Genomic DNA, 20839 nt, shown 5'->3' with positions numbered 1-20839 from the left:
CCTCTCAGTCCCATTTCTTTGAAATCTATTCGGATGTCCGATCGAAGCTCGGCTGAGACGCCGGCGGGACAGCGCCCCACTCTGCCCTGCCGGGCTTTCGTCCTTCGCAAAGCCAAGCAGTTGGCTTCGCGTCCGCTAGGCGGACCAGTCCTCAACTCCCACAAGCGGGGAGATTGGCAGTTCGAGCCCATGCGCTGCCCTCGCCATCAGGCAGTCGTCACCGCCCGGCATGCAAGCGCGGCAGACATCGGGGCGGAGATCATAGATGCCGCAGGCCGTGTGCTTGCCCACCTCGCCGGTGAGCGCCGAACATCGGCCGCCCTCGCAGCGCATGCCGGACTGGTCCGCGGCTACCAGCTCGGCCGGAATGCGGTCGAGCTGTTCGTCATCCTCGGTCGAAAAACGCGGCCAGTCGGCCGAATAAGAGCAGCAGGCGCCGCAACTCTGGCAATCGAACACGGCGACCGCACCGGCATCCTCGTCGACAGACACAACGGACTGACCGGGCAGCCCGAGCGGCCTGGCTGTGCGACCGGCGTCCTGCGGCAAGGGCGCTACTTCTTCCTGGTCTTGCGCGCCGGCGCTTCGGCAGACGACTTGAACAGATCGGTCGCAACCTCTGCGGACGCATCCGGCTTCGCCGCCGGCTTGGCTGGCTTGGCAGTGGCGGGCGCAGCTGCCGGCTGGTCCTTGGCGGAGAATTTTATGGCCATGTCAGTCCTCGTCAGAAAAGCGCGATGATGGCGCATTGGGGTTGCGCAAGCGGCCGATCAGCGCCGAGACCGCCGTGATGTTCATTTCCTCGGGCGACCAGTTCCTGGCGTCCTCGATGTGGTGCGGCGCCAGCTCACGATGCGTGCTGCCGCTGTAGGCGGCATCCTGATAGCTGGTGCGCTGACGGGTCTTGGCGTCTTCCCGCACATACTCGATCAGATAGTTCGGGGCTTCGGCGCGGCCGCGCACGCCAACGCGCACCTGGGCATCGCCATGCGCGCGCTTGCAGCGTTCGAGCCTTTCCAGCACTCGGCGAACATATTCGATCGGCTTGTCAAGGGTGTCGACCATGTCGGCGATGGTCGCATCGGCGGCGATCGGCGTTGATGGCACGCGTTTGGCGGCCATCAGCGTGTGCCTGCCGGTTTCGGCAAGGCCTGCCCACATGATTCATTCGAGGTAGCGGTCAAAATCTTCTCCTGCCCGGAGGCTGATGCCGAAATGGCAGAGCGTCTTTCGGCCATGACCACGCACAAAGCAACATGGCGTCAGATTAAATTGCGGACGTCCGCATCCCTGGCCTTGCAGCATTCCTATCACATCGTGGCGGGCGTTTGGGGCTATCCGCAAAAAGGACAAAAAATTCGTCGGCTGCGGAACCAATGTCATGGCAAGCCGTTTCTACTCAAGCCGTCAGCAATTCACGAGCAATCGAGAACGGTTGACGGCAAAAGCGCCTCCCGCGCCATAACAAGCGCGAGAGGCGTTTTCTATTGCTCACCGTTCCTGGTCGGTCGGACGGATAAGTATCTCGTTGACGTTGACCCTTGGCGGCTGGCTGACGGCATAGAAAATGGCGTTCGCAATATCCTCGGCGGTCAGCGCTTCCATCGTGGCGAGACGGTGTTCGAGGCCGGCCTTGGATTGCGCGTTGGTGATGTGATCGCCGAGTTCGGTACGCACCAGCCCCGGCTCGATGACGGTGACGCGCACCTTGTCGGCATAGACCTCCCGGCGCAGCGATTCCGAAAAAGCCACCACCCCGAACTTGGTCGCCGCGTAACCGGCCGCGCCCGGGTTGGCGACACGACCGGCCACCGAGGAGACATTGACGATATGGCCCTTCGAAGCCTTCAGGTGCGGCAGCGCCGCCTTGGTGGTCGCCATCAGCCCGATCAGGTTGAGCTCGATCATTTGCCGCCAATCGTCGAGATCGGCTTCGGCCGCGGGGGCAAGCAGCATGACGCCGGCATTGTTGACGAGGATGTCGAGACGTCCCCATTCGGATATAAGCTTGTCGACCATCGCGGTGATGTCGCCGGCCTTGGCAATGTCGGCTTCGATGGCGCGCGCCTTGCCGCCCGCCTGTTCGATGCGCGCAACCAGTGCCTCGAGGCGATCGGCACGACGGGCGGCGACCGCGACTTTCGCGCCGGCCGCGGCAAGGGCCACAGCGGTGGCCTCGCCGATGCCGGACGAAGCGCCGGTGACAAGGGCGACCTTGCCCGTGAGTATTGAATTTGCGGTGGTCATGAGAAATCTCCAGGAGCCCGGCCCGCTTCTTCACATAGGCCGCGCCGCCAGGGCTTGTCCCCCATCAGCGCAGTCGACGCAATTTGCTGACCCGGCCGCGCTCAATCCTGTTCGTGCGGCCCGGGCTCCGGCCAGGGCTCCCTGGCGGCTTCCGCATACCAGTGACGCATCGCGGGCGTCGCCAATACCGCATCGACATAGGCGCGGGTGACGGGCGCCAGCTCACCGCCATAGGTGTCGAAGCGCGTCACCACCGGCGCATACATCGCATCGGCCGCGGTGAAATGACCAAACAGGAAGGGGCCGCCGTCACCATATTGTTCGCGGCACCGACGCCAGATCGCTTCGATCCTCGCCCGCTGCGCCTCGCCCTCGGCATCAAGCGGCTTATGGGATTTCGGCCGGCGCAGATTCATCGGCCAGCCGTAGCGCACCTCGCGGAAGCCGGAATGCATCTCGGTCGCCACCGAGCGCGCCAGTTGACGGGCGCCGAGGTCTTCCGGCCAGAGCTTCTTCCCAGGGTAGAGGTCGGCAAGATATTCAAGGATGGCAAGCGTTTCCCAGACGATCCTGCCGTTATGATTCAAAACCGGCACCAGGCCGGTCGGCGACACCTTGGCGAGGTTGGCTGCCGTCTGCGGCGTGCGCAGCCGCACGAAGCCCTCCTCGAAAGGTATCTCCAGCTGCTTCATCGCCACCCATGGCCTGAGCGACCAGGAGGAAAAGCACTTGTTGCCGATGTAAAGCGTGAATTCCGCCAAGATTGACCTCTCTTGATGCTGGTTGCGGCGCAAACCTAACCGCTTCACCTTCGAGCCGAAAGTCATTGTCGCGCCGCCGGTTTGCGGAACCAAAAAACTCCGCGTCCGTTTGGACGCGAGATGCGGTTCTCGCATCCAGGCTCCACCCAGGAGATGCGCGCATGGTGAACAGGGATCAGGTCGCCGGTCTTGCCAAGCAAATGAAGGGTTCGATCAAGCAGGCGGCCGGCAAGGCCACCGGCAACCGGCGGACCCAGGTCGAAGGCGCTGCCGACAAGCTCGCCGGCAAGGTGCAGAAGGCCTATGGCGACGTGAAGGACAAGGTCAAAAGGGCGTTCTGACCGCTCAGCAGTTTGCCTTGACGACAGGACTATGGAGGTCGCCGCGAGGCGGCCTTTTCATGTCTGGAATTGCTTGGCCAAGGCGTTGGTGAAGACGATCTCGCCGTGGTCGCCGGCCGCTTCGCCCAGCACCACGTCCAGCTTGTCGGCCGTCACGCGCGCCAGCGCGAAGCCGCCCATATAGGCCGCCTTCGGCTTGACGATATCGAGCCCGTCGCGCTGGTAGATCATCGGCACTTCGTGCTGGTGGCCGTGGAAGACGGCAATCACATTATAGCCCTTGATCGCGGCCAGCAGCGCCTGGCGGTCCGCCTCGCCCCACCAGTGCGGGCGGCCGGAGCCGTCGTCATCGTATGTGCGTTTCACCGGATCCCAGCGCTCGATCGAGAAAGTGTCCCAGCCATAGTGCTGGAACAAGATCACTGGACGACCGTCGCCGGCATAGGTGGCGAGGTCCTGCTTCAGCCAAGGCAGGCTGCTCGGCGCGCCATGGCCGGTGTCGCCGGCGAAGCGGTGCGTCTGGATAAGATGCAGGCCGCCCCAGTCCCAGGAATAGCAGTCGGTGTCGACGTCATATTCGGTCGCCGGCACCGGCGGCTTGAAGAATACGCCGGGGCGATGGTTGACCTCGACATAGTCGCGCAGTTCGCGGCGATACCAGTCGACATGCGGCGGCGAGCCGTTCTGGTCGAGATCGTGGTTGCCCAGCCCGACATAGACCGGGATGTGAACGCGGTCCGGCCCGACGCCTTCCTGATAGCGCTGGGAGAACTGCAGAAGCTGCGTGCCTTCGCTGGGCTCAGTGACCTGGCCGCCGCCATCATCGGTGATGTCGCCGCCGGTGACGAGGCCGAGCGGCGTGCCGATGCGGGTGCCGGCCGAATGCAGCCCGGTGGAAACGCCGTTGATCTCGGCCGGCCACTCCTTGTCGGCAATGGCGTTCAGGGCCGCGACGTTGCGCAGAAGCGCTGCATCGGTCTTGCCTTCCTGCAGGCAGTTGGGGCTGAGCCCGCTCGCCATGCGGCAGGCATGGATATCGGCGATGAAGAGGAAGGTGGCGTCGACCGGCTGGATGCGTCGGCCCGTCTGGCCGAAGGCCACGCGCGGAAAGACCCCGGCGGCAGCGAGGCCGCCCAACCGAGCCATGAAGATGCGGCGCGAAACGGTTGTTGGCGAAGAGCGATTCATCGTCACCCGATTAAACACCCTTGAACCGCCTCGTCCAGTTCAATGCCCGGCCAGCGCCTGGAGACTTTTCATGCCAAGGCATGACAGGCTCTTGGGTCGACAGCGCGGCGGGGGTCTGTCATTGCTTTGGCACATGCATCCAGCGGAGGAAGGCATGAAAACCCTGACAACCGGCATGGCGTTCGCCATGCTCGCCGGCGCCGCGCAGGCCGCGGACTGCGTGGACGCAAAAACCGCCAAAGCCGGCTTCGCGCTCGAAAAGGCCGGCATCCGCAGCGAATTCCGGCCGGCGTCCGGCGGCATGGTCGCGGTCGCCAACAAGTATGAATCGGACTCGCCGCAGACGCAGTATCTCTATGCCGGGCTGATCGAAGTGTTCCGCGACAGCGACACCGGACGGCTGTCGATGATCCCGCTCGGCGACCTCAAGAAGCTGTTCCCGCTGAAAGCGGGCGCCAAGAGCAAGACCGAATTCTGCGACTGTCTTCAAAAAAGGCGCCGAAGGGCACCGAGACACTGGCTTTGGCCGTCAAGGGCAAGGACACCTACAAGCTCGGCGACTGCAAATACAACGTGCTCGTGGTCGGCGAAACGATCACCGGCGATACGGGCAACGTGATCGACACGTTCACGGCGCTCTACTCGCCCGACCTGCAGGCGGTGCTGGCACGGCGGTACGATGAGGGGACGAGCGCGCAGAGCGAGGTGGGATTCGAGACGATCAAGCCGTTGAGGGAGTGAGGTGTAATTGTCAAACGACGCGATCCTTCACGCCTGTGCCCCGCCGGCATCAACCGATCATCCGCCGCGGCAACACGCGACGCCGCCGCTTTGCCGTCAACCCGCTCTGCGATGGCTCGAAACCTTCTTCCAGCGCCCTCAAACACTCCCGCAGCACCCCTGCATCCTGTGACGTCTTGGCCATCGACATGGCGCCGGAATAAGCAGCCACCGCAAGCGCGGCGAAGCGATCGGGATCGGTCCTGCCCTGCCCGCTATCCAGCTGGTCGGCCCGGATCTTATCGGCGATCGCCCTTCGCCAGCCGGCGAAGATCCTGGCGAGCGCCAGGCGGAATTCATCGTCGGCCAGCGACAGCTCGTGCGCCAGGTTGTTGAGCGGGCAGCCGCGCACATAGCCCTGTTGCTCCAACTCCGCAGCCACCGCCTCGAACACGGCCCGCACGCCTTCGCGGGCCGAGGACGCCGCCAGCACCGGGTCGATCCAGGTCTTCTGGACCGCCGCTGCCACCCGTTCCTCGATCACCGCCAGCGCCAGCGCCTTCTTGGTCGGAAAATGGTGATGCAGCGCGCCACCGGTGACGCCGGCCGCGGCCATCAGATCACCGAGGCTCGAGGCGTGATAGCCGCGCGCCTGGAAGGAGTCCTCCGCCACGTCGAGGACGCGCCGGCGCATGCCTTCCGGGTCGTTTGTGCGTTTCTTGCGTATCGCCATTGCGATCTCCCCATCTCCGCTTGTTGGAGAAGGTACCTGAACGAAGTGAGGGCGGATAAGAGGTGCTCCCGGGGAAAGCCAGCGTCTCACTCCACTGGAACACCCTTCATCCGTCTCGCGCTGCGCGCCGATCCACCTTCTCCCGCAACGGGAGAAGGGAAAAACCACGATACCAGATTGACAAAACAGGACAACCGGTCTGTTTATAAACAGGATGATCACCCTGTTTTGAGATTTCTGGCCATGAACCGACCTTCTCGCCTTGCCTCACCCGTCGTCGAGCTTCGGCAATACACGCTGAAGCCAGGGCAGCGCGATACGCTGATCGCGCTGTTCGATTGGGAGTTCGTCGAAACGCAGGAAGCGACGGGCATGACCGTCATCGGCCAGTTCCGCGATCTCGACCGCCCCGACATGTTCGTCTGGCTGCGCGGTTTCGAGGATATGGAGACGAGAAAGGACGCGCTGAGCGCCTTCTATGGCGGCCCCGTCTGGGCGGCGCATCGAGATGCCGCCAATGCGACGATGATCGATTCCGACAACGTGTTGTTGCTCAAACCGGCATGGCGGGGTGCGGAGTTCGACCTCTCAGACTTACAGCGGCCGACAGCCGCCGAAGCTGAAAGTAGTATGAACGGCGGAAGGCGTTTGCCTGGTTTTGTTGAGATTTCGATTCATCATTTGCAGCGAGGCGCCGAGGCCGGTTTTGCCGGGCGTTTCGAGGCGGAGGCGGTCCCGCTGCTCGCGGCAAATGGCACCCGGCTGCTCGGCGCCTTCGTCAGCGAGCATGCCGAAAACACCTTTCCGCGTTTACCCGTGCGTGCCGCTGAAAACGTCTTCGTCATCGTCGCAGGGTTCGACGATGGCGATGCCCACGCCGGCCGTCGGGCCGCCCTCGCCGCTTCGCCGGCATGTTGGGCGATCCATGAAGCCTTGCAAGCCGCTTCCACAAAGCCGGCAGAGACGTTGCGTCTGACGCCTACGGCCCGTTCGCTGCTGAGATAGTCATGCGGCCGGCGGCATGCCCGCTATTGCCTCGGCGACAAAGGCCGGGTCTTCCCAATGCGGGTTGTGACCGCAATCTTGTGCCCACACCAGGCGCGATCCGGCCAGCGCCCCGGTCAGTGTGTGCTGGTGCGCCGCGCCGAAGAGCGGGTCGCGCCCGCCGGCGATGATCAGTGTCGGGACCTGCACGGCCCGCGCCGCGGCGGTCAGATCGGTGCGGCGGACTTCTTCGAGAATGGCGCGCCAGCGCGCCGCGGGAATCGCGGATGCGTCCTTCGCGAGGCCGGCGAGAAAGGCCCGCGGCACATCTGGCCGGCAGGCATGCCACCAGTCATAGAAAGGATCGGACGGCGAGATCGGATCACGAAGCGCTGCCACGCCATCGATCAGTTGGTGATGCGATCCGAAATCGGGCCTCAGCGTGCTGGCCACGATCACCAGCCCACCGACCAGTTCCGGATGCCGAGCGGCCAGCGCGATCGACACCATGCCACCCAGCGAATGCCCGACGACGACCGGTCGCTCGAGCCGCAGGCGCCGGATCAGCCCCGCCATGTCGTCGGCGAAACCAGCGACGCCAAAACCCTCACCCGCCTGCGAGCCACCGTGGCCACGCAAGTCCGGCATGATCAGCCGGCGGCCGGGAAGATGCGGCGCCAGCAGCGAGAAGCTGCGACTGGTGTCGGTGAAGCCGTGCACGAGGACAAGCGGCGGCTCCGAACCGGGGATCTCGACATAGGCAAGGTCGAGACCGCCGATATAGACGGTCCGCTTGCGCCCGGCCCAAGACGCCTGCTCGGCCTCCTGATCCGTCAGTTCCAAGGCTGCCGGCCTCACAGTCCGAGCTTTTCCTTGACCGCGGCAAGGCCGGGCTTGCCGTCAAAGGTGGTGACGCCGGCGAGCCACGCATCGAGCCGATCCTTGTGCAGGGTGATCGACTTCAGCGCCCCATCCTCCGGCTTCATGCCGTCGTTGATGAGATAGCCCATACCGACATTTTCCATGTCGATGTCGAAGGCAAGGTTCTTCAGGAACTGCGCGACGTTGGGGCATTCCTGCAGGAAACCCTTGCGCACTTGCGTGGTCACGGTTGCTGCGCCGAAATTTGGGCCGAAGAACTTGTCGCCGCCGGTCAGATACTTGAAGTCGTACATCGTGTTCATCGGATGCGGCGCCCAGCCCTGGAAGACGATGAACTGCTTCTCCTTGATCTCGTAGCCGACCTCCGAGAGCATGCCGGCCTCGCTCGATTCCACCACCTGCCAGCCGTCCAGAGCGTATTGCGGATCGGCAATGGCGTCCATCATGAGCTGATTGGATCCGGGCTCTATGCCATACATCTTCTTGCCGAACTTGTCGGCGAATTTGTGCAGGTCGGACAGGTCCTTGACGCCGGCGTCCCAGACATAGGTCGGCACGGCGAAGGTGTATTTGGCGCCGACCAGGTTGACGCGCACATTCTCGATCGAGCCGTCTTTCTTGTAGGGCTCATAATAGGTGACCATCGCCGGATCCCAGTAGCCGAGGAACAGGTCGAGGTCCTTGTTCTTCATGCCTTCATAGATGACGTTGATGCCAAGCACCTCGCTTTGCGGCTCGTAGCCGAGCGCCTGGAGCAGCACCTTGGCCACACCCGTGGTGAAGGCGAGATCGTTCCAGCCGGGTTCGGCCATGCGAACCGCTTTGCAGCTTTCGGCCTCGGCGGCGCCGGCCGCTTGGGAAGCCAGCATTAGCGCCGCGACACAGACGCCTCTCGCAAGCATGCGCAACATTCCGGTTCTCCTCTTTTCGATCATTTTTGACCTAATGGTCATTTTATTGTCCCATTGGTCAATCATTGATCTGAGCGGACGAAAATGTCAACATGGATTCGCCATGCATGGATCGGTCCGGTGAAACTCACGCGCCTCAGCGACATACGCCGCAAGGAACTGCGGCAGGCGGCCTTCGCGGTGCTGGAGCGCGAAGGCATCGCCGGCGCGACGCTGGAAAAGGTCGCGGCCCAGGCCGGCGCCTCGAAGGGCATCGTGCTGCATTATTTCCGCAACAAGCAGGAGCTGTTCGAGCACGCCATGCGCGAGGCCAACGCCGTGCTCTGTCACGCGGTGGTCGCCAGGCTTCAGCGGGCGCGGACGCCGATGGAACGGCTGGATGCGGTGATCGAAGGCAATTTCGAGGAGCATTTGTTCCTGCCGCCGCTCTGCCATGCCTGGCTGTCACTCTGCGCCGAGGTGCCGCGCGACGAGAAATTGGCACGTATCCAGAAGGTGATCCACGCGCGCATGCGTTCGAACCTTTTATCCGGCCTGCGCGGCCTCGCTGCGCCGGAACTGGCCGAGGAGATCGTGCTTGGCGTCACCGCTTTGATCGACGGGCTATGGCTCAGGCTCGGCCTGCAGCCGGGCAGCGTCACGCGCGAGCAGGCGGTACGCCAGGTCAAGGATTTCGTCGCGGGGCGGCTAAGTGTGCGCCAGCCCGCGCCGGTCGGGTTAGCCTCAGCCGGATAAGGTTCATACCAGCGATCGCTCCCGCGCTTGACCGTCCGCGTTGCTCAGCGCTGCACTCCCGCTCCAACGGCAGCTATACCGCCGGGAGAGCACTTGCGGTGCCGTCCCAGTCCTTGAAGCCGAGCGTTCCCACCTCATCGAGTATCTGCTCGCGGATCCAGCGATGCGGTGGCTCATCATCGCGGCGGGCGTGCCAGTACATTCTGACCGCCGGCGATGGTATCGGGATCGGCGCCCGATAGATGCCGATCGGCAGGGATTTTGCCGCCGCTACAGCGAACTGCGTGGGAACCGCAGCCAGATAAGGCCCGTTCGCCACGGCCAGCGCGACGGCCTGGAAGTGCGGCAAAGCAAGCATGACGCGACGCGCCCGGCCCATCCTGCCCAGCGCATCATCGGTGAAGCCCGACATCGATCCATCGATGGAGCGCAGCGCATGCGGCAGCGCGCAGAACAGGTCGAGTGGCACCTCTTCGCCCTCGGCGATGCCGGCCTGGCCGAGCGCCGCATTGTCCTTCGCCGCGACAATGGCGAAGGGCGAGCCGAACAGCGCCACGCTTGAGACCCACTCCGCGACCTCCAGCGGGCGCTCCAGCGCAAGGTCGATCCGATCGTCCTGCAACAGCTTCGAGACGTCGCCGATGGCGCTGTCGAGGAAACGGAACGATACGCCGGGCGCCACCGCCGCAATGCGCGCGGCGAAGGGCGGCATAAGCAGCATTGAGAAGAAATCCGCGCCCATGAAGGTGAATGTCCGTTCCAGCCTTGCCGGATCGAAATCGGCCGCCGGCTGAAAGGCGCGCTCGATCTCGCGCAGCGCCGCGCGCACCGGCTCCGCCAGGCTTTCGGCGCGAGGCGTCGGCACCATGTCGTTGCCGCGGCGCACGAAGAGCTGGTCGTTGAGCGCATGGCGCAGGCGGTTGAGCGCGGCGCTCACAGCCGGCTGGCTGAGGCCGATCTGCTCGCCGGCGCGCGTCACGCTCTTCTCGCGCAGCAGCGCGTCAAGCACCCTCACCAGATTGAGGTCGAGCGCGTTCAAATTCATCGCATCAATCCGCCCCATACGATCATTCGATTTCCATCACCGGCTCGTCCTTGCTTAGGTCGCCGTCGAAGCCGCTTTGTCGGCACTCAACAAGGGAGAGCAATGATGACAATGATCAACACGACGATCGCAGGCAAGGAACTCCTCTGGTTCAACAACACGCTCGTTGCCATCCAGGTTTCGTCGGCCGACGGCGAGGACGGCATCTGCATCATCGAGCACCGCCAGCCCTACGGCGATTCCGCGCCGCTGCACGTGCACCGCAATGAGGACGAGGTGTTTCATATCCTCGAAGGCCGGATACGTTTTGTCGTCGACGGCCGCGAGCGGCTTGCCGGCGCCGGCGAAACGGTGCTCGCTCCGAAAGGCCTGCCGCACACTTACAAGGTCGAGTCTCTCGAAGGCGCCCATACGCTCACCGTCACGCGCGGTTCGGATTTCGAGACGATGGTGCGCAAGGCTAGCCGCCCTGCGGAGCGAGCCGAACTGCCGCCGGCGGCAGCGCCGACGCCGGAGATGATTGAGGTGTTGACGAGCCTGTGCGCCGAGAACGGCATCGATATTGTCGGGCCGCCGCTGGGGTGCTGATCTCCCCCCTCGTGGGGGAGATGGCCGGCAGGCCAGAGAGGGCGCTGTCCCGCCAGCCCTTCGCTCCTGTTCGAAACAGCCCGAAGGATTTCCAAACGCCGTGATCCTTCGCGCCCCCCTCTGACCTGCCGGGCATCTCCCACGAGGGGGAGATTGGCCGTCACCGCCGTCTCGCCCAGAGCGAGAAGGAAGAGGCGCGCCCTTCAACCGATTTGCATCTTCCCCGCCCGCAATCTCCGCTTGATGCGGTTTGTGCAACGCGATACGCCCTTGCCCAAATCGACAGACGGAGACTTGCCGTGAGCGCTGAAAAGACCAGAACCGAAACCGATACGTTCGGCCCCATTGAGGTCGCGGCCGACCGCTATTGGGGCGCGCAGGCGCAGCGTTCGCTGGGCAATTTCAAGATCGGCTGGGAAAAGCAGCCGGCCTCGATCGTGCGCGCGCTCGGCATCGTCAAGCGTGCCGCGGCGGAAGTGAACATGGAGATGAAGCGGCTCGATCCGGCCATCGGCAAGGCGATCGTCGACGCTGCGCAGGAAGTCATCGAAGGCAAGCTCGACGAGCATTTCCCGCTGGTCGTGTGGCAGACGGGTTCGGGCACGCAGTCCAACATGAACGCCAACGAGGTGATCTCCAACCGGGCGATCGAGATGCTCGGCGGTATCATGGGTTCGAAGAAGCCGGTGCATCCGAACGACCACGTCAACATGAGCCAGTCGTCGAACGACACCTATCCGACGGCCATGCACATCGCCTGCGCCGAGCGGGTCGTGCATCACCTGATCCCTGCGCTGCATCATCTGCACAAGGCGCTCGACGCCAAGGCCCGCGCCTTCAACCACATCATCAAGATCGGCCGCACGCACACGCAGGATGCCACGCCGCTGACCCTTGGCCAGGAATTTTCCGGCTATGCCGCGCAGGTTGCCTCCTCGATCAAGCGCATCGAGCAGACGCTGCCCGGGCTGCAGGAACTGGCGCAGGGCGGCACCGCCGTCGGCACCGGCCTCAACGCGCCGGTCGGCTTCGCGGAAAAGGTGGCGGACCGCATCGCTTCGATCACCGGCATTTCTTTCGTGACCGCACCGAACAAGTTCGAGGCGCTCGCGGCACACGATTCCATGGTATTCTCGCATGGCGCGATCAACGCGGCGGCGGCGGCGCTGTTCAAGATCGCCAACGACATCCGCCTGCTCGGCTCCGGCCCGCGCTCGGGCCTCGGCGAGCTGTCGCTTCCGGAAAACGAGCCGGGTTCCTCGATCATGCCCGGCAAGGTCAACCCGACCCAGTGCGAGGCGCTGACACAGGTCTGCGTGCAGGTGTTCGGCAACAATGCAGCGCTCACCTTCGCCGGCAGCCAGGGCCATTTCGAGCTCAATGTCTACAATCCGCTGATGGCCTACAACTTCCTGCAGTCGGTGCAGCTGCTTGCCGACGCTTCCGTCTCCTTCACCGACAATTGCGTGGTCGGCATCGAGGCGCGCGAGGACAACATCAAGGCCGCGCTCGAGCGCTCGCTGATGCTGGTGACGGCGCTGGCGCCGACCATTGGCTACGACAACGCCGCCAAGATCGCCAAGACCGCGCACAAGAACGGCACGACCTTGCGTGAGGAGGCCTTGGCTACCGGCTTGGTCAGCGAAGCCGATTACGATCGGCTGGTGCGGCCAGAGGACATGACGCATCCGGGGTAAGCACAGCTCACCCATTCGACAGTTGCAGGCTGCCGCAACCGATGTTGTCATTCCAGGGCGAAGCAGAAGCAAGGCTCCGTCGCGGAGACCCTGGAATCCATGAGCAGAATCTCCACCGCGGCGGCTGCCTTGAAGTCACGGAATGGATCCTCGGGTCTGCGCCGCGTCGCTTCGCTCCTTGCTTCGCCCGTGGATGACGAAGCGATAGGGATTTTGCGGCAGCACAGTTTACTCCCTCAAACCAATCCGCCGACATGATTTTCGCGCCCGCCCGGCGGATATCGAAACATCTTTCTGTGAACAATGTGTCGTCGCATAGGCGGCTTTGGTGAACAGTCCACATCGTCTATCTGACTGGGCATTCAACCCATTCGGAGAACTCGCCATGTCCATCAACTCTTCCGTCGCCGGTACCGGCGCCCAGTCCAACAGTTCCACGACGATCCTGCTCGGCCGCATCCTGCTTGCGGCCATCTTCCTGCTTTCCGGCTTCGGCAAGCTCACCGCCATTTCCGGCACCGCCGGCTATTTCGGCGCGATGGGTCTGCCGGTTCCGACCGCGACGGCCGTTGTCGTCGGCCTGATCGAATTGCTTGGCGGGCTCGCTGTCCTGCTCGGTTTCCAGACCCGGATCGCCGCTTGGGTGCTTGCGATCTTCACCATTGCGACCGCTCTTGTCGCCCACACCGGTTGGGCCGATCAGAACCAGATGATCCATTTCATGAAGAACCTCGCCATCACCGGCGGTTTCCTGCTGCTCGCCTCGTCCGGCGCCGGCGCTTATTCGATCGACGCCAAGCGCGCCTGAGGCACTGTTGTTTGACGCAATTCCAGACGGAAAACCGCTTCACACTTTTCCTGGAATTGCTCCCCCTCCCAAGCCTTAAACGCGAGCGGCGCGGAATTTTACGCGCCGCTTTTTCGTTGCAGGCGTAGACTGCAGCGGCAGCCGGCGTTATGCGCCGGCAAGGGAGGTTGGCCATGTTTCGCAACGCGTTGCTTCTGGTCTCACGGCTTCTGTTGGCCGCGCTCTTTGTGCCGTCGGGCTTCCAGGCGCTCACCAATATCGGCGGCACGATCAACTATTTCATGGGCCTCGGCCTGCCGCTTCCGACCTTGGCCGCCTGGGGCACAGGCCTGTTCGAGCTGATTGCCGGGCTTTTGATCCTTGTCGGTTTCCAGACGCGAATCGTGGCGCTTTTGCTTGCGGCCTTCTGCGTGGTTGCAGGTTTCATCGGCCATTACGGCCAAGGTGGTGAAGATGCGACCCTCGCCTTCCTTCACCGGCAGATGCTGATGAAGGACATCGCCATTTCCGGCGGCTTCCTGGCGCTCGCCATGGCCGGCGCCGGCGCATGGTCGGCTGACGGGCGTGGGTTCGGGATCGGCGCCGACGTCACCTGATCCGTTACTTCACCGAAACGCTCGGCCCGCCCTCGACCGCCAGCATGAGCCGGCGGTTGGTGATACGTGCCAGTTGCGCCAGCCGGCCGGCTGGGCGCTCACCATAGAGGTCGGAAAGCGAGGCCGGCAGCACCAGGGCCAGCGCGCCGTTGCCGCGGCTTTCCCATTTCAGCCGCGGCATTACGCCGGGCATCGCCGCGGTGAGCAGATAGACCACGCGCATCATCGCCGCCAGGACGCGGGCGCGCTCGAGCAGCCTGGGCGGCGCCAGCGCCTTGATCTCCGGCGCGATGCCGTCGTTGAAAATGCCGTCATGGCGGTAGGCGTTGGCCAGGGCCAGATAGGCGCGGCCGGGATGGTCGACGCCGATGAAGGAAGCGTGCGCGATGATGTTGAGCGACTGCCTGCCGCGATATTCGGGATGCGCGCGCCAGCCGATATCGGCGAGCAGGCAGGCGGCGTGGCGGTAGCGCGCCTCGTCCTCCGTCTCGTCGATGCCGAAGGCCTTGAACGCCTTGCCGGTCCATTCGACCAAGTCATGCGCATGGTGCACCGAGCGCGAGCGTAAGAGTGCCAGTTCCTCCGCGGCCGAGATCAGCGGATCGGATTTCTGCTCCTCGGCGTCGAGCAGCGAATAGAGGAACCCCTCGCGCACGCCTTGCGCCGAGACGACGATCTTCGAGGGCTGCATCGCCGTCATGATCTCCTGCAGCACGACCGCGCCGTAGGGCAGCAGCGAGCGGCGGTTCTTGGAGACGCCCTCGATGCCCCTCACCTTCTCGACCTCGCCCTTGGCCACTTGCTTCAGGAAAGCCTGCGCGCTGTCGGCCGAAATCTCGTAGTTGTGCATGACGCCAAGCGGGTAGTTGGTCATCTCCATGTGCAGCCTGGCGAGGTTTCGCCAGGTGCCGCCGACGGCGTAGAAGACCCTGCCCTGCCCGCCCTTGAGCAGCTTTGCCCGCGCCAGTTCCTGGCGCGCGATCTTCTGCGCCTGGACGAGCGAGTTCTTCGCCATATCCTGCAGGCGCAGGCCGCCGAGCGGCAGCGTGATGCCCTCGCCGATCGTTTCGCGATTGATGTCGATCAGTTCGAGGCTGCCGCCGCCAAGGTCGCCGGCGATGCCGTTGGCCGGATGGAAGCCGGAAATGACGCCGAGCGCCGAATAATAGGCTTCCTGACGACCGGTGAGCACGCGGATCTCGGTTTTCAGAACGTCCTCGGCGCGATGGATGAAATCGGGGCCGTTGCCTGCCTCGCGCGCCGCCGCGGTGGCCAGCACATACATATGCTCGGCGCCGGCTTGATCGGAAAGCGCGCGAAAACGGCGGAATTCCTCCATCGACCGCGTCACCGCCTCGGGGTCGAGCTTGCCCGTCGAAACGATGCCGCGGCCGAGGCCGGCCAGCATCTTTTCGTTGAACAGAAGCGTGGGCGAGCGTGCCAGCCCCTCATAGACGACGAGGCGGATCGAGTTCGATCCGATGTCGATGATCGACAGCGGCCGCCGGTCCTGAAGCCGGCCCTGGGAAACTGCAATCACGCGGCGCCGTTCTTCTTGCGGCGCTTGAACTGGGCGATGCGCTGGGGCGCATGCGATTTCAGCGCGTCGCCCCGTCCGGAGAGGCTCGGATTGGTCATGAAATATTCCTGCGCGTTGAACGGTTCTTCGCCTTCCTCCAGCACAACGCGCCGGGAGGTGCCGTCAGCCAATACGTCGAAACTTTGCTGGTTGTCCATGATGTTGCCCAGCATGATCTGGCCAAGCACCTGTTCATGCACAGTTGGATTGGTGATGGGCACCAGGGTCTCGACGCGGCGGTCGAGATTGCGCGGCATCATGTCGGCCGACGAGATGTAGACGACCGCCTCGTCCGACGGCAGGCCGTGGCCGTTGCCGAAGCAGAAGATGCGGCTGTGCTCGAGGAAGCGGCCGACGATCGATTTCACCCTGATATTCTCGGAAAGACCCGGCACCTGCGGCCGCAGACAACAGATGCCGCGCACGACGAGGTCGACCTCGACGCCGGCGCGGCTGGCGTCGTAAAGCGCGTCGATGATGGTCGGATCGACCAGCGCGTTCATCTTCATCCAAATGCGCGCCGGTCGGCCTTCGCGGGCATGGACGATCTCGTCCGAGATGTGTTTCAGGATGCGGTTGCGCAGCGTGAAGGGCGATACGGCAAGGCGCATCTTCTCGGCGGGCTCGGCATAGCCGGTGATGAAATTGAAAAGCTGCGCGACATCGCGCGCGATCGTCGGGTCGGTGGTGAAGAAGGACAGGTCGGTGTAGATGCGGGCGGTAACCGGGTGGTAGTTGCCGGTGCCGAGATGCACGTAGTTGCGCAGCCGGCCATCCTCGCGGCGCACGATCAAAGACATCTTGGCGTGGGTCTTCAGCTCCAGGAAGCCGAACACGACCTGCACGCCGGCGCGTTCGAGGTCGCGCGCCCAGCGGATGTTGGCTTCCTCGTCGAAGCGCGCCTTGAGCTCGACAAGTGCCGTGACCGACTTGCCGGCCTCGGCGGCGTCGATCAGCGCGCGCACGATCGGGCTGTCGTTGGAGGTGCGGTAGAGCGTCTGCTTGATCGCCACCACTTCCGGGTCGGCGGCGGCCTGGCGCAGGAACTGCACCACCACGTCGAAGGACTCGTATGGGTGATGGACGACGATGTCCTTCTCGCGGATGGCGGCGAAGCAGTCGCCGCCATGCTCGCGGATGCGCTCGGGAAAGCGCGGATTGTAGGGCGTGAATTTGAGGTCGTCGCGCGGAATGGCGACGATCTCGGAGATCTGGTTGAGCGCCAGCGGACCGGTGAGCACGCTGATGCGGCTCGACGAGACGCCGAGCTCGCCGGCGACGAAGTCCCGCAACGCGGCCGGCATCAGCGTGTCGAACTCTATGCGGATCACCGAGCCGCGGCGGCGGCGCTTCAGCGCCGTTTCGAACAGGCGCACCAGGTCTTCCGACTCTTCCTCCACCTCGATGTCGCTGTCGCGGATGATGCGGAACGTGCCGGAGCCCTTGACCTCGTAGCCGGGGAAAAGCTTGCCGATATAGATACCGACCACTTCCTCCAGCGGAATGAAGCGGACATGGTTCTTGCGGTCGGGCAGGCGGATGAAACGCTTGAGCGCCACCGGCAAGCGCAGCAGCGCACTCATCTCCTCGCCATTCTTGCGATGGCGCAACTGCAGGGCGATGGAAAAACCGAGATTGGGAATGAACGGAAACGGATGCGCCGGGTCGATCGACAGCGGCGTCAGCACCGGGAAAACCTGTTCCTGGAAATGCTCCTCCAGCCAGGCCTTCTCGTCCTTGGTCAGCGCATCGCGGGTGATGCTTTCGATGCCTTCCTTGTTGAGCAGGACCATCAGCGCCGAGAGGCTCTTCTGCTGGTCCTCCTGCAGGCGCTCGACTTCGCGCAGCAATTGCTCGAGCTGCTGCTCGGGCGTGCGGCCGTCCGGGCTTTTCAGCGCGATGCCCTCCCGCACCTGGCCGGCAAGGCCGGCGACGCGGACCATGAAGAACTCGTCGAGATTGGCGGCCGAGATCGACAGGAAGCGGACGCGTTCGAGCAGCGGATGATGCTCGTTCAGCGATTCCTCCAGCACGCGGCGGTTGAATTGCAGCCAGGAAAATTCGCGGTTGACGAAACGGTCGGGATTGCCGCCGTCCGGGCTTGCCGCCTCGACGGTGATGAACTCGCTCTGCACAGGCTTCAGTTCGTTCATGGTTTCCCGCTCTTGCCCGCAGCCGTCCCTAGGAGGCGCCGCATATTGCCGTTCAACGACGCTCTAGCATGTCTTTGTGACGCATGATCATCACGGAATCGCTCCGACACCGGCCCCATGCGCTTAACCGGCTCAACTTATCCTCTGCCAGCCTTTTGCGACAGTTTGATTTCATCGATCTTGCAAACGGACCTGTTATGCTCCAGATGCAGACTGGTCACACCCACTGGCCGAACCCAATTGGAGACGACGATGGCAGGCGGCAGCATCCCCCATTTCCAGAACGACGCGGGCCACCCGGTCATCGAGATCGGCGTCAAGGAATTCATGTGCACCGGCGCCAATCCGCCTTTCGACCATCCGCATGTGTTCCTCGACATGGGCGACGACAATGAGAAGGTCTGCCCCTACTGTTCGACGCTCTACCGCTATTCAGCGTCGCTGAAGGCGACGGAAACGCAGCCGGCCGGCTGCCTCTATGTCGACCAGGCCGCCTGACCCTGCAGATCACGAACGACTGCTAGATCATGGCTGAAACACGGTCCCGGCAAATCGTCATCGCCGGGGCTGGCATCGCCGGGCTGACGGCGGCGCTTGCCTTTGCCGAGCGCGGCTTCCCGGTAAAATTGTTCGAGCAGGCAAAGCAACTCGAAGCGGCCGGCGCCGGCCTCCAGCTTTCCCCCAACGCGACCCGCATCCTGCGCCGGCTCGGCGTGCTCGACCGCCTGCTGCCCAACGCGATCCGGCCGCAAGCGGTGGTGCTGAAGGACGCGGGAAGCCTGCGCGAGCTGGCGCGTGTGCCGCTCGGGGAAGCCGGAGAAAAACGCTGGGGCGCGCCCTACCTGGTGGCGCACCGCGCCGACCTGCAGGCAGCGCTGATGGCCACGGCGGCGGACCGGCCAGATATAGAGCTTGTCACCGGGGCGCGCGTGACCGGCATCGCCCTCGACCCGCAAAGCGTGACCGCGACGGTCGAGATCGACGGCAAAACGACGAGTGTCACGGGCGGCCTGCTGATCGGAGCGGACGGTGTCTGGTCTTCGCTTCGCGCGGGGCTTGCCAGGACGGCCGGCTTTGCGGCGAGTCGCTTTTCGGGTGAGCTCGCCTGGCGCGCGACGGTCCCTGCGGAAAGTGCCGCCGGCCAGGCCTTTGCGCAAATCGGCGCCGCAAACTGCGTCACCACCTTCCTGCATCCCGGCTTCCACATGGTCGCCTATCCGGTGAGCAAGGGCCGCGCCTTCAACCTTGCGGCCTTCACCAAGGGCGAGCGCATCGCCGAAGGCTGGTCCGGTCATGCGGACCCTGCGATCCTCTCAGGCGCCATCCGAGGCACGGCGGCGGCACTGTCGAGGCTGGTGGCACTCGCCGGCCCCTGGACGGCGTTCCCCATTCACACGGTCGAGCAGCGCCGCTGGGCAACGCCGGACGGCATCGCGCTGATCGGTGACGCCGCGCATGCCATGACGCCGTTCGCGGCCCAAGGCGCGGCGATGGGGATCGAGGACGCCTCGATGCTCGCCAATCTGGTCGCCGATTTTCCGGGCGATCCAAGGCAGAGCCTGACGGTTTGGGAGAATCTCAGACGGCCGCGCGTCGAAAAAGTGCTGAAACGCGGCGCGCTCAATCGCTTGGCCTGGCATGCCAGGGGACCGGTGGCGATCGTCCGCAACTTGGTGCTGGCGACGCGGCCGGCGGAGAAGCTCGTCGCGGACTTGGACTGGCTCTATGGCTGGGAGGAGCGGAAGGTGGTCAGGCGGTAGAGCGGCAGACGACCGGATAGGCGGGGCGAAGGAACGAGGCGCTCGCCAATTGCTACTAAAGCGCGTCGCGCTGAAGCGGATTCAGGCGACGCGCTTTAGCCTTTGTTTTCATGCATGTCGCTATCGCAAAACCGCTGCACACTTTTGCGCGACATGCATTAATCATACAACCGCAACGACCACCACAGCGTCACCGGCAGCGGGTTCCACCATCCCGTGCGCAGGCCGGCGGTGCGCAGCGCAGCCGCCGTCCAGGTGTTGCAGCCGACCAGGGCGTTGAAATGGCCGTTGGCTTCGTAGAAGCGGTCGAAGGTTGAATACCCAGCATTCTCGATCGCCATCGGGCCACCCGGCCCCTGCCGAAAACTCGCCGCGATATGGTCGAGCAGCGCCGCAAAATGCGCTTCGTCGATGTCGAAGCCGGCGACGGCGGGATGCTGCTCCTTGATCGCGCCGGCGACATCGACATGCATCACCGAAGCGTCGATAGTGAGCGCTTTCAACACCGGCGCGGCCTTCAGCTGCGACGATGTCGGGGTTTCCAGATAGAAGGCGCGGCCGCCCCAGCCGAAGACGATGTAGCGCGCCCCTGGCGCCTCGATCGGCAGACCGGCGTCGGCGAGAAAGGCAAAGCGCCGGCGCACGCCATCATCGAGGGGCACGGCGATGTCGGTGTGGATCGGGTTCCTCAGCACCAATATGTGCCGCGTCCCCTCGCCTCGGGCGGCGGCTGGCCAGAGCGGGCGCGGCACCAGCGTGCCGAGCGCGGCGGCAAGCACCACCGCTGCGACGAACATTGCCAGATATCGCAGGAATTTTCGCATCAGGCGCGGTAAGTCGGCCACATTTGTCGCAGCTCTCGAGATTGGCCGAACCCGTTCGTGACTTCGTCATCCTCGGGCTTGACCCGAGGGTCCATGCCGTGACCTCTGCCGTAGGGCGCGACGGTGCAGAATTCTGAACCGCAGCAACACCTCGATGTCACAGCATGGATTCTAGGGTCTGCGCCGCGTCGCTTCGCTCCTTGCTTCGCCCTAAGACCTGTTGATATTCAGGATTCCACATCGGGCTTGATCATGATTCAAGCTTCGGATGGAACGATTCGTGCTGA

General features: G+C 64.0%; 24 protein-coding genes. 11 read left to right on the top strand and 13 right to left on the bottom strand.

Annotation, left to right across the window (positions count from 1 at the left end; translation table 11 throughout):
• Positions 1-135: 135 nt before the first annotated feature.
• The 5 genes from FJ424_RS07375 to FJ424_RS07360 all read right to left on the bottom strand — a co-directional run bounded on the left by FJ424_RS07375 (position 136) and on the right by FJ424_RS07360 (position 3008).
• The gene (locus FJ424_RS07375) at positions 136-492 is read right to left on the bottom strand and encodes a YkgJ family cysteine cluster protein (RefSeq protein WP_181166974.1); all 357 of its coding nucleotides are present in this window, start codon (positions 490-492) and stop codon (positions 136-138) included.
• A gap of 62 nt (positions 493-554) precedes the next feature.
• Positions 555-713: a hypothetical protein gene (locus tag FJ424_RS33510; RefSeq protein ID WP_181166965.1), complete on the bottom strand. Its 159-nt coding sequence runs from the start codon at positions 711-713 to the stop codon at positions 555-557.
• 1 nt (position 714) lies between these two features.
• On the bottom strand, positions 715-1122 hold the full coding sequence (locus tag FJ424_RS07370) for a hypothetical protein (protein ID WP_095768506.1): 408 nt from the start codon (positions 1120-1122) through the stop codon (positions 715-717).
• Positions 1123-1491: 369 nt separating this feature from the next.
• Positions 1492-2247, bottom strand: coding sequence for an SDR family NAD(P)-dependent oxidoreductase (locus tag FJ424_RS07365; RefSeq protein ID WP_140656906.1), 756 nt, complete (start codon positions 2245-2247; stop codon positions 1492-1494).
• 101 nt (positions 2248-2348) lie between these two features.
• Positions 2349-3008: a glutathione S-transferase family protein gene (locus FJ424_RS07360; RefSeq protein WP_181182112.1), complete on the bottom strand. Its 660-nt coding sequence runs from the start codon at positions 3006-3008 to the stop codon at positions 2349-2351.
• Between the two features lie 161 nt (positions 3009-3169).
• Here FJ424_RS07360 and FJ424_RS07355 point away from each other — a divergent pair, with 161 nt between their 5' ends.
• On the top strand, positions 3170-3349 hold the full coding sequence (locus FJ424_RS07355; RefSeq protein ID WP_140656902.1) for a CsbD family protein: 180 nt from the start codon (positions 3170-3172) through the stop codon (positions 3347-3349).
• Positions 3350-3406: 57 nt separating this feature from the next.
• Here FJ424_RS07355 and FJ424_RS07350 read toward each other — a convergent pair whose 3' ends face one another.
• A complete protein-coding gene (locus FJ424_RS07350) occupies positions 3407-4537 on the bottom strand; it encodes a metallophosphoesterase (RefSeq protein WP_140656900.1) in 1131 nt (376 codons plus the stop codon).
• Between the two features lie 154 nt (positions 4538-4691).
• Between FJ424_RS07350 and FJ424_RS07345 the strand changes: the two genes are divergently transcribed.
• Both FJ424_RS07345 and FJ424_RS33950 read left to right on the top strand, forming a co-directional pair.
• Positions 4692-5156 (top strand): hypothetical protein, encoded by a 465-nt coding sequence (locus FJ424_RS07345; protein ID WP_246677172.1) that lies wholly within the window; start codon positions 4692-4694, stop codon positions 5154-5156.
• Entirely contained in the window at positions 5111-5278 is a 168-nt protein-coding gene (locus tag FJ424_RS33950) for a hypothetical protein (protein ID WP_246677171.1), read from the top strand. Before FJ424_RS07345 ends, FJ424_RS33950 begins: the two co-directional genes overlap by 46 nt.
• A 49-nt stretch (positions 5279-5327) precedes the next feature.
• Here the strand turns inward: FJ424_RS33950 and FJ424_RS07340 are convergent, their stop codons facing one another.
• Positions 5328-5990 carry a TetR/AcrR family transcriptional regulator gene (locus FJ424_RS07340; RefSeq protein ID WP_140656898.1) on the bottom strand — a complete coding sequence of 221 codons (663 nt, stop codon included), beginning with the start codon at positions 5988-5990 and terminating at the stop codon, positions 5328-5330.
• A gap of 177 nt (positions 5991-6167) precedes the next feature.
• Between FJ424_RS07340 and FJ424_RS07335 the strand changes: the two genes are divergently transcribed.
• The gene (locus tag FJ424_RS07335) at positions 6168-6995 is read left to right on the top strand and encodes an NIPSNAP family protein (RefSeq protein WP_348640107.1); all 828 of its coding nucleotides are present in this window, start codon (positions 6168-6170) and stop codon (positions 6993-6995) included.
• On the opposite strand, the gene FJ424_RS07330 is transcribed toward FJ424_RS07335, so the two are convergent.
• Positions 6996-7817 carry an alpha/beta hydrolase gene (locus FJ424_RS07330; RefSeq protein ID WP_246677170.1) on the bottom strand — a complete coding sequence of 274 codons (822 nt, stop codon included), beginning with the start codon at positions 7815-7817 and terminating at the stop codon, positions 6996-6998. It abuts the gene before it with no gap.
• Between the two features lie 11 nt (positions 7818-7828).
• Positions 7829-8767 (bottom strand): choline ABC transporter substrate-binding protein, encoded by a 939-nt coding sequence (choX, locus tag FJ424_RS07325; protein ID WP_140656894.1) that lies wholly within the window; start codon positions 8765-8767, stop codon positions 7829-7831.
• 84 nt (positions 8768-8851) lie between these two features.
• Here choX and betI point away from each other — a divergent pair, with 84 nt between their 5' ends.
• Positions 8852-9502, top strand: coding sequence for a transcriptional regulator BetI (gene betI, locus FJ424_RS07320; protein WP_140656892.1), 651 nt, complete (start codon positions 8852-8854; stop codon positions 9500-9502).
• 73 nt (positions 9503-9575) lie between these two features.
• On the opposite strand, the gene FJ424_RS07315 is transcribed toward betI, so the two are convergent.
• Entirely contained in the window at positions 9576-10547 is a 972-nt protein-coding gene (locus tag FJ424_RS07315) for a LysR family transcriptional regulator (RefSeq protein ID WP_140656890.1), read from the bottom strand.
• Between the two features lie 105 nt (positions 10548-10652).
• Between FJ424_RS07315 and FJ424_RS07310 the strand changes: the two genes are divergently transcribed.
• The 4 genes from FJ424_RS07310 to FJ424_RS07295 all read left to right on the top strand — a co-directional run bounded on the left by FJ424_RS07310 (position 10653) and on the right by FJ424_RS07295 (position 14236).
• The gene (locus tag FJ424_RS07310) at positions 10653-11135 is read left to right on the top strand and encodes a cupin domain-containing protein (protein ID WP_140657019.1); all 483 of its coding nucleotides are present in this window, start codon (positions 10653-10655) and stop codon (positions 11133-11135) included.
• Between the two features lie 299 nt (positions 11136-11434).
• Complete coding sequence (fumC, locus tag FJ424_RS07305; RefSeq protein WP_140656888.1) at positions 11435-12832, top strand: class II fumarate hydratase; 1398 nt, start codon at positions 11435-11437, stop codon at positions 12830-12832.
• Between the two features lie 385 nt (positions 12833-13217).
• Positions 13218-13640 carry a DoxX family protein gene (locus tag FJ424_RS07300; protein WP_140656886.1) on the top strand — a complete coding sequence of 141 codons (423 nt, stop codon included), beginning with the start codon at positions 13218-13220 and terminating at the stop codon, positions 13638-13640.
• A gap of 173 nt (positions 13641-13813) precedes the next feature.
• A complete protein-coding gene (locus FJ424_RS07295; protein WP_140656884.1) occupies positions 13814-14236 on the top strand; it encodes a DoxX family protein in 423 nt (140 codons plus the stop codon).
• Between the two features lie 4 nt (positions 14237-14240).
• Here the strand turns inward: FJ424_RS07295 and ppx are convergent, their stop codons facing one another.
• Positions 14241-15776, bottom strand: coding sequence for an exopolyphosphatase (gene ppx, locus FJ424_RS07290; protein WP_140656882.1), 1536 nt, complete (start codon positions 15774-15776; stop codon positions 14241-14243).
• Positions 15773-17968 carry an RNA degradosome polyphosphate kinase gene (locus FJ424_RS07285; RefSeq protein WP_140656880.1) on the bottom strand — a complete coding sequence of 732 codons (2196 nt, stop codon included), beginning with the start codon at positions 17966-17968 and terminating at the stop codon, positions 15773-15775. The genes ppx and FJ424_RS07285 overlap by 4 nt, the downstream gene beginning before the upstream one ends.
• Before the next feature lie 252 nt (positions 17969-18220).
• Here FJ424_RS07285 and FJ424_RS07280 point away from each other — a divergent pair, with 252 nt between their 5' ends.
• Positions 18221-18466 carry a zinc-finger domain-containing protein gene (locus FJ424_RS07280; RefSeq protein WP_140656878.1) on the top strand — a complete coding sequence of 82 codons (246 nt, stop codon included), beginning with the start codon at positions 18221-18223 and terminating at the stop codon, positions 18464-18466.
• A gap of 29 nt (positions 18467-18495) precedes the next feature.
• Entirely contained in the window at positions 18496-19728 is a 1233-nt protein-coding gene (locus FJ424_RS07275; protein WP_140656876.1) for an FAD-dependent monooxygenase, read from the top strand.
• Between the two features lie 158 nt (positions 19729-19886).
• Here FJ424_RS07275 and FJ424_RS07265 read toward each other — a convergent pair whose 3' ends face one another.
• Positions 19887-20552, bottom strand: a complete 666-nt coding sequence (locus tag FJ424_RS07265; protein WP_140656874.1) for a TIGR02117 family protein — start codon at positions 20550-20552, stop codon at positions 19887-19889.
• Positions 20553-20839: the final 287 nt, after the last annotated feature.

Source organism: Mesorhizobium sp. B3-1-8, from assembly GCF_006439495.1.
GTDB lineage: Bacteria > Pseudomonadota > Alphaproteobacteria > Rhizobiales > Rhizobiaceae > Mesorhizobium.
This window is presented reverse-complemented; position numbering and strand designations above follow the sequence as displayed.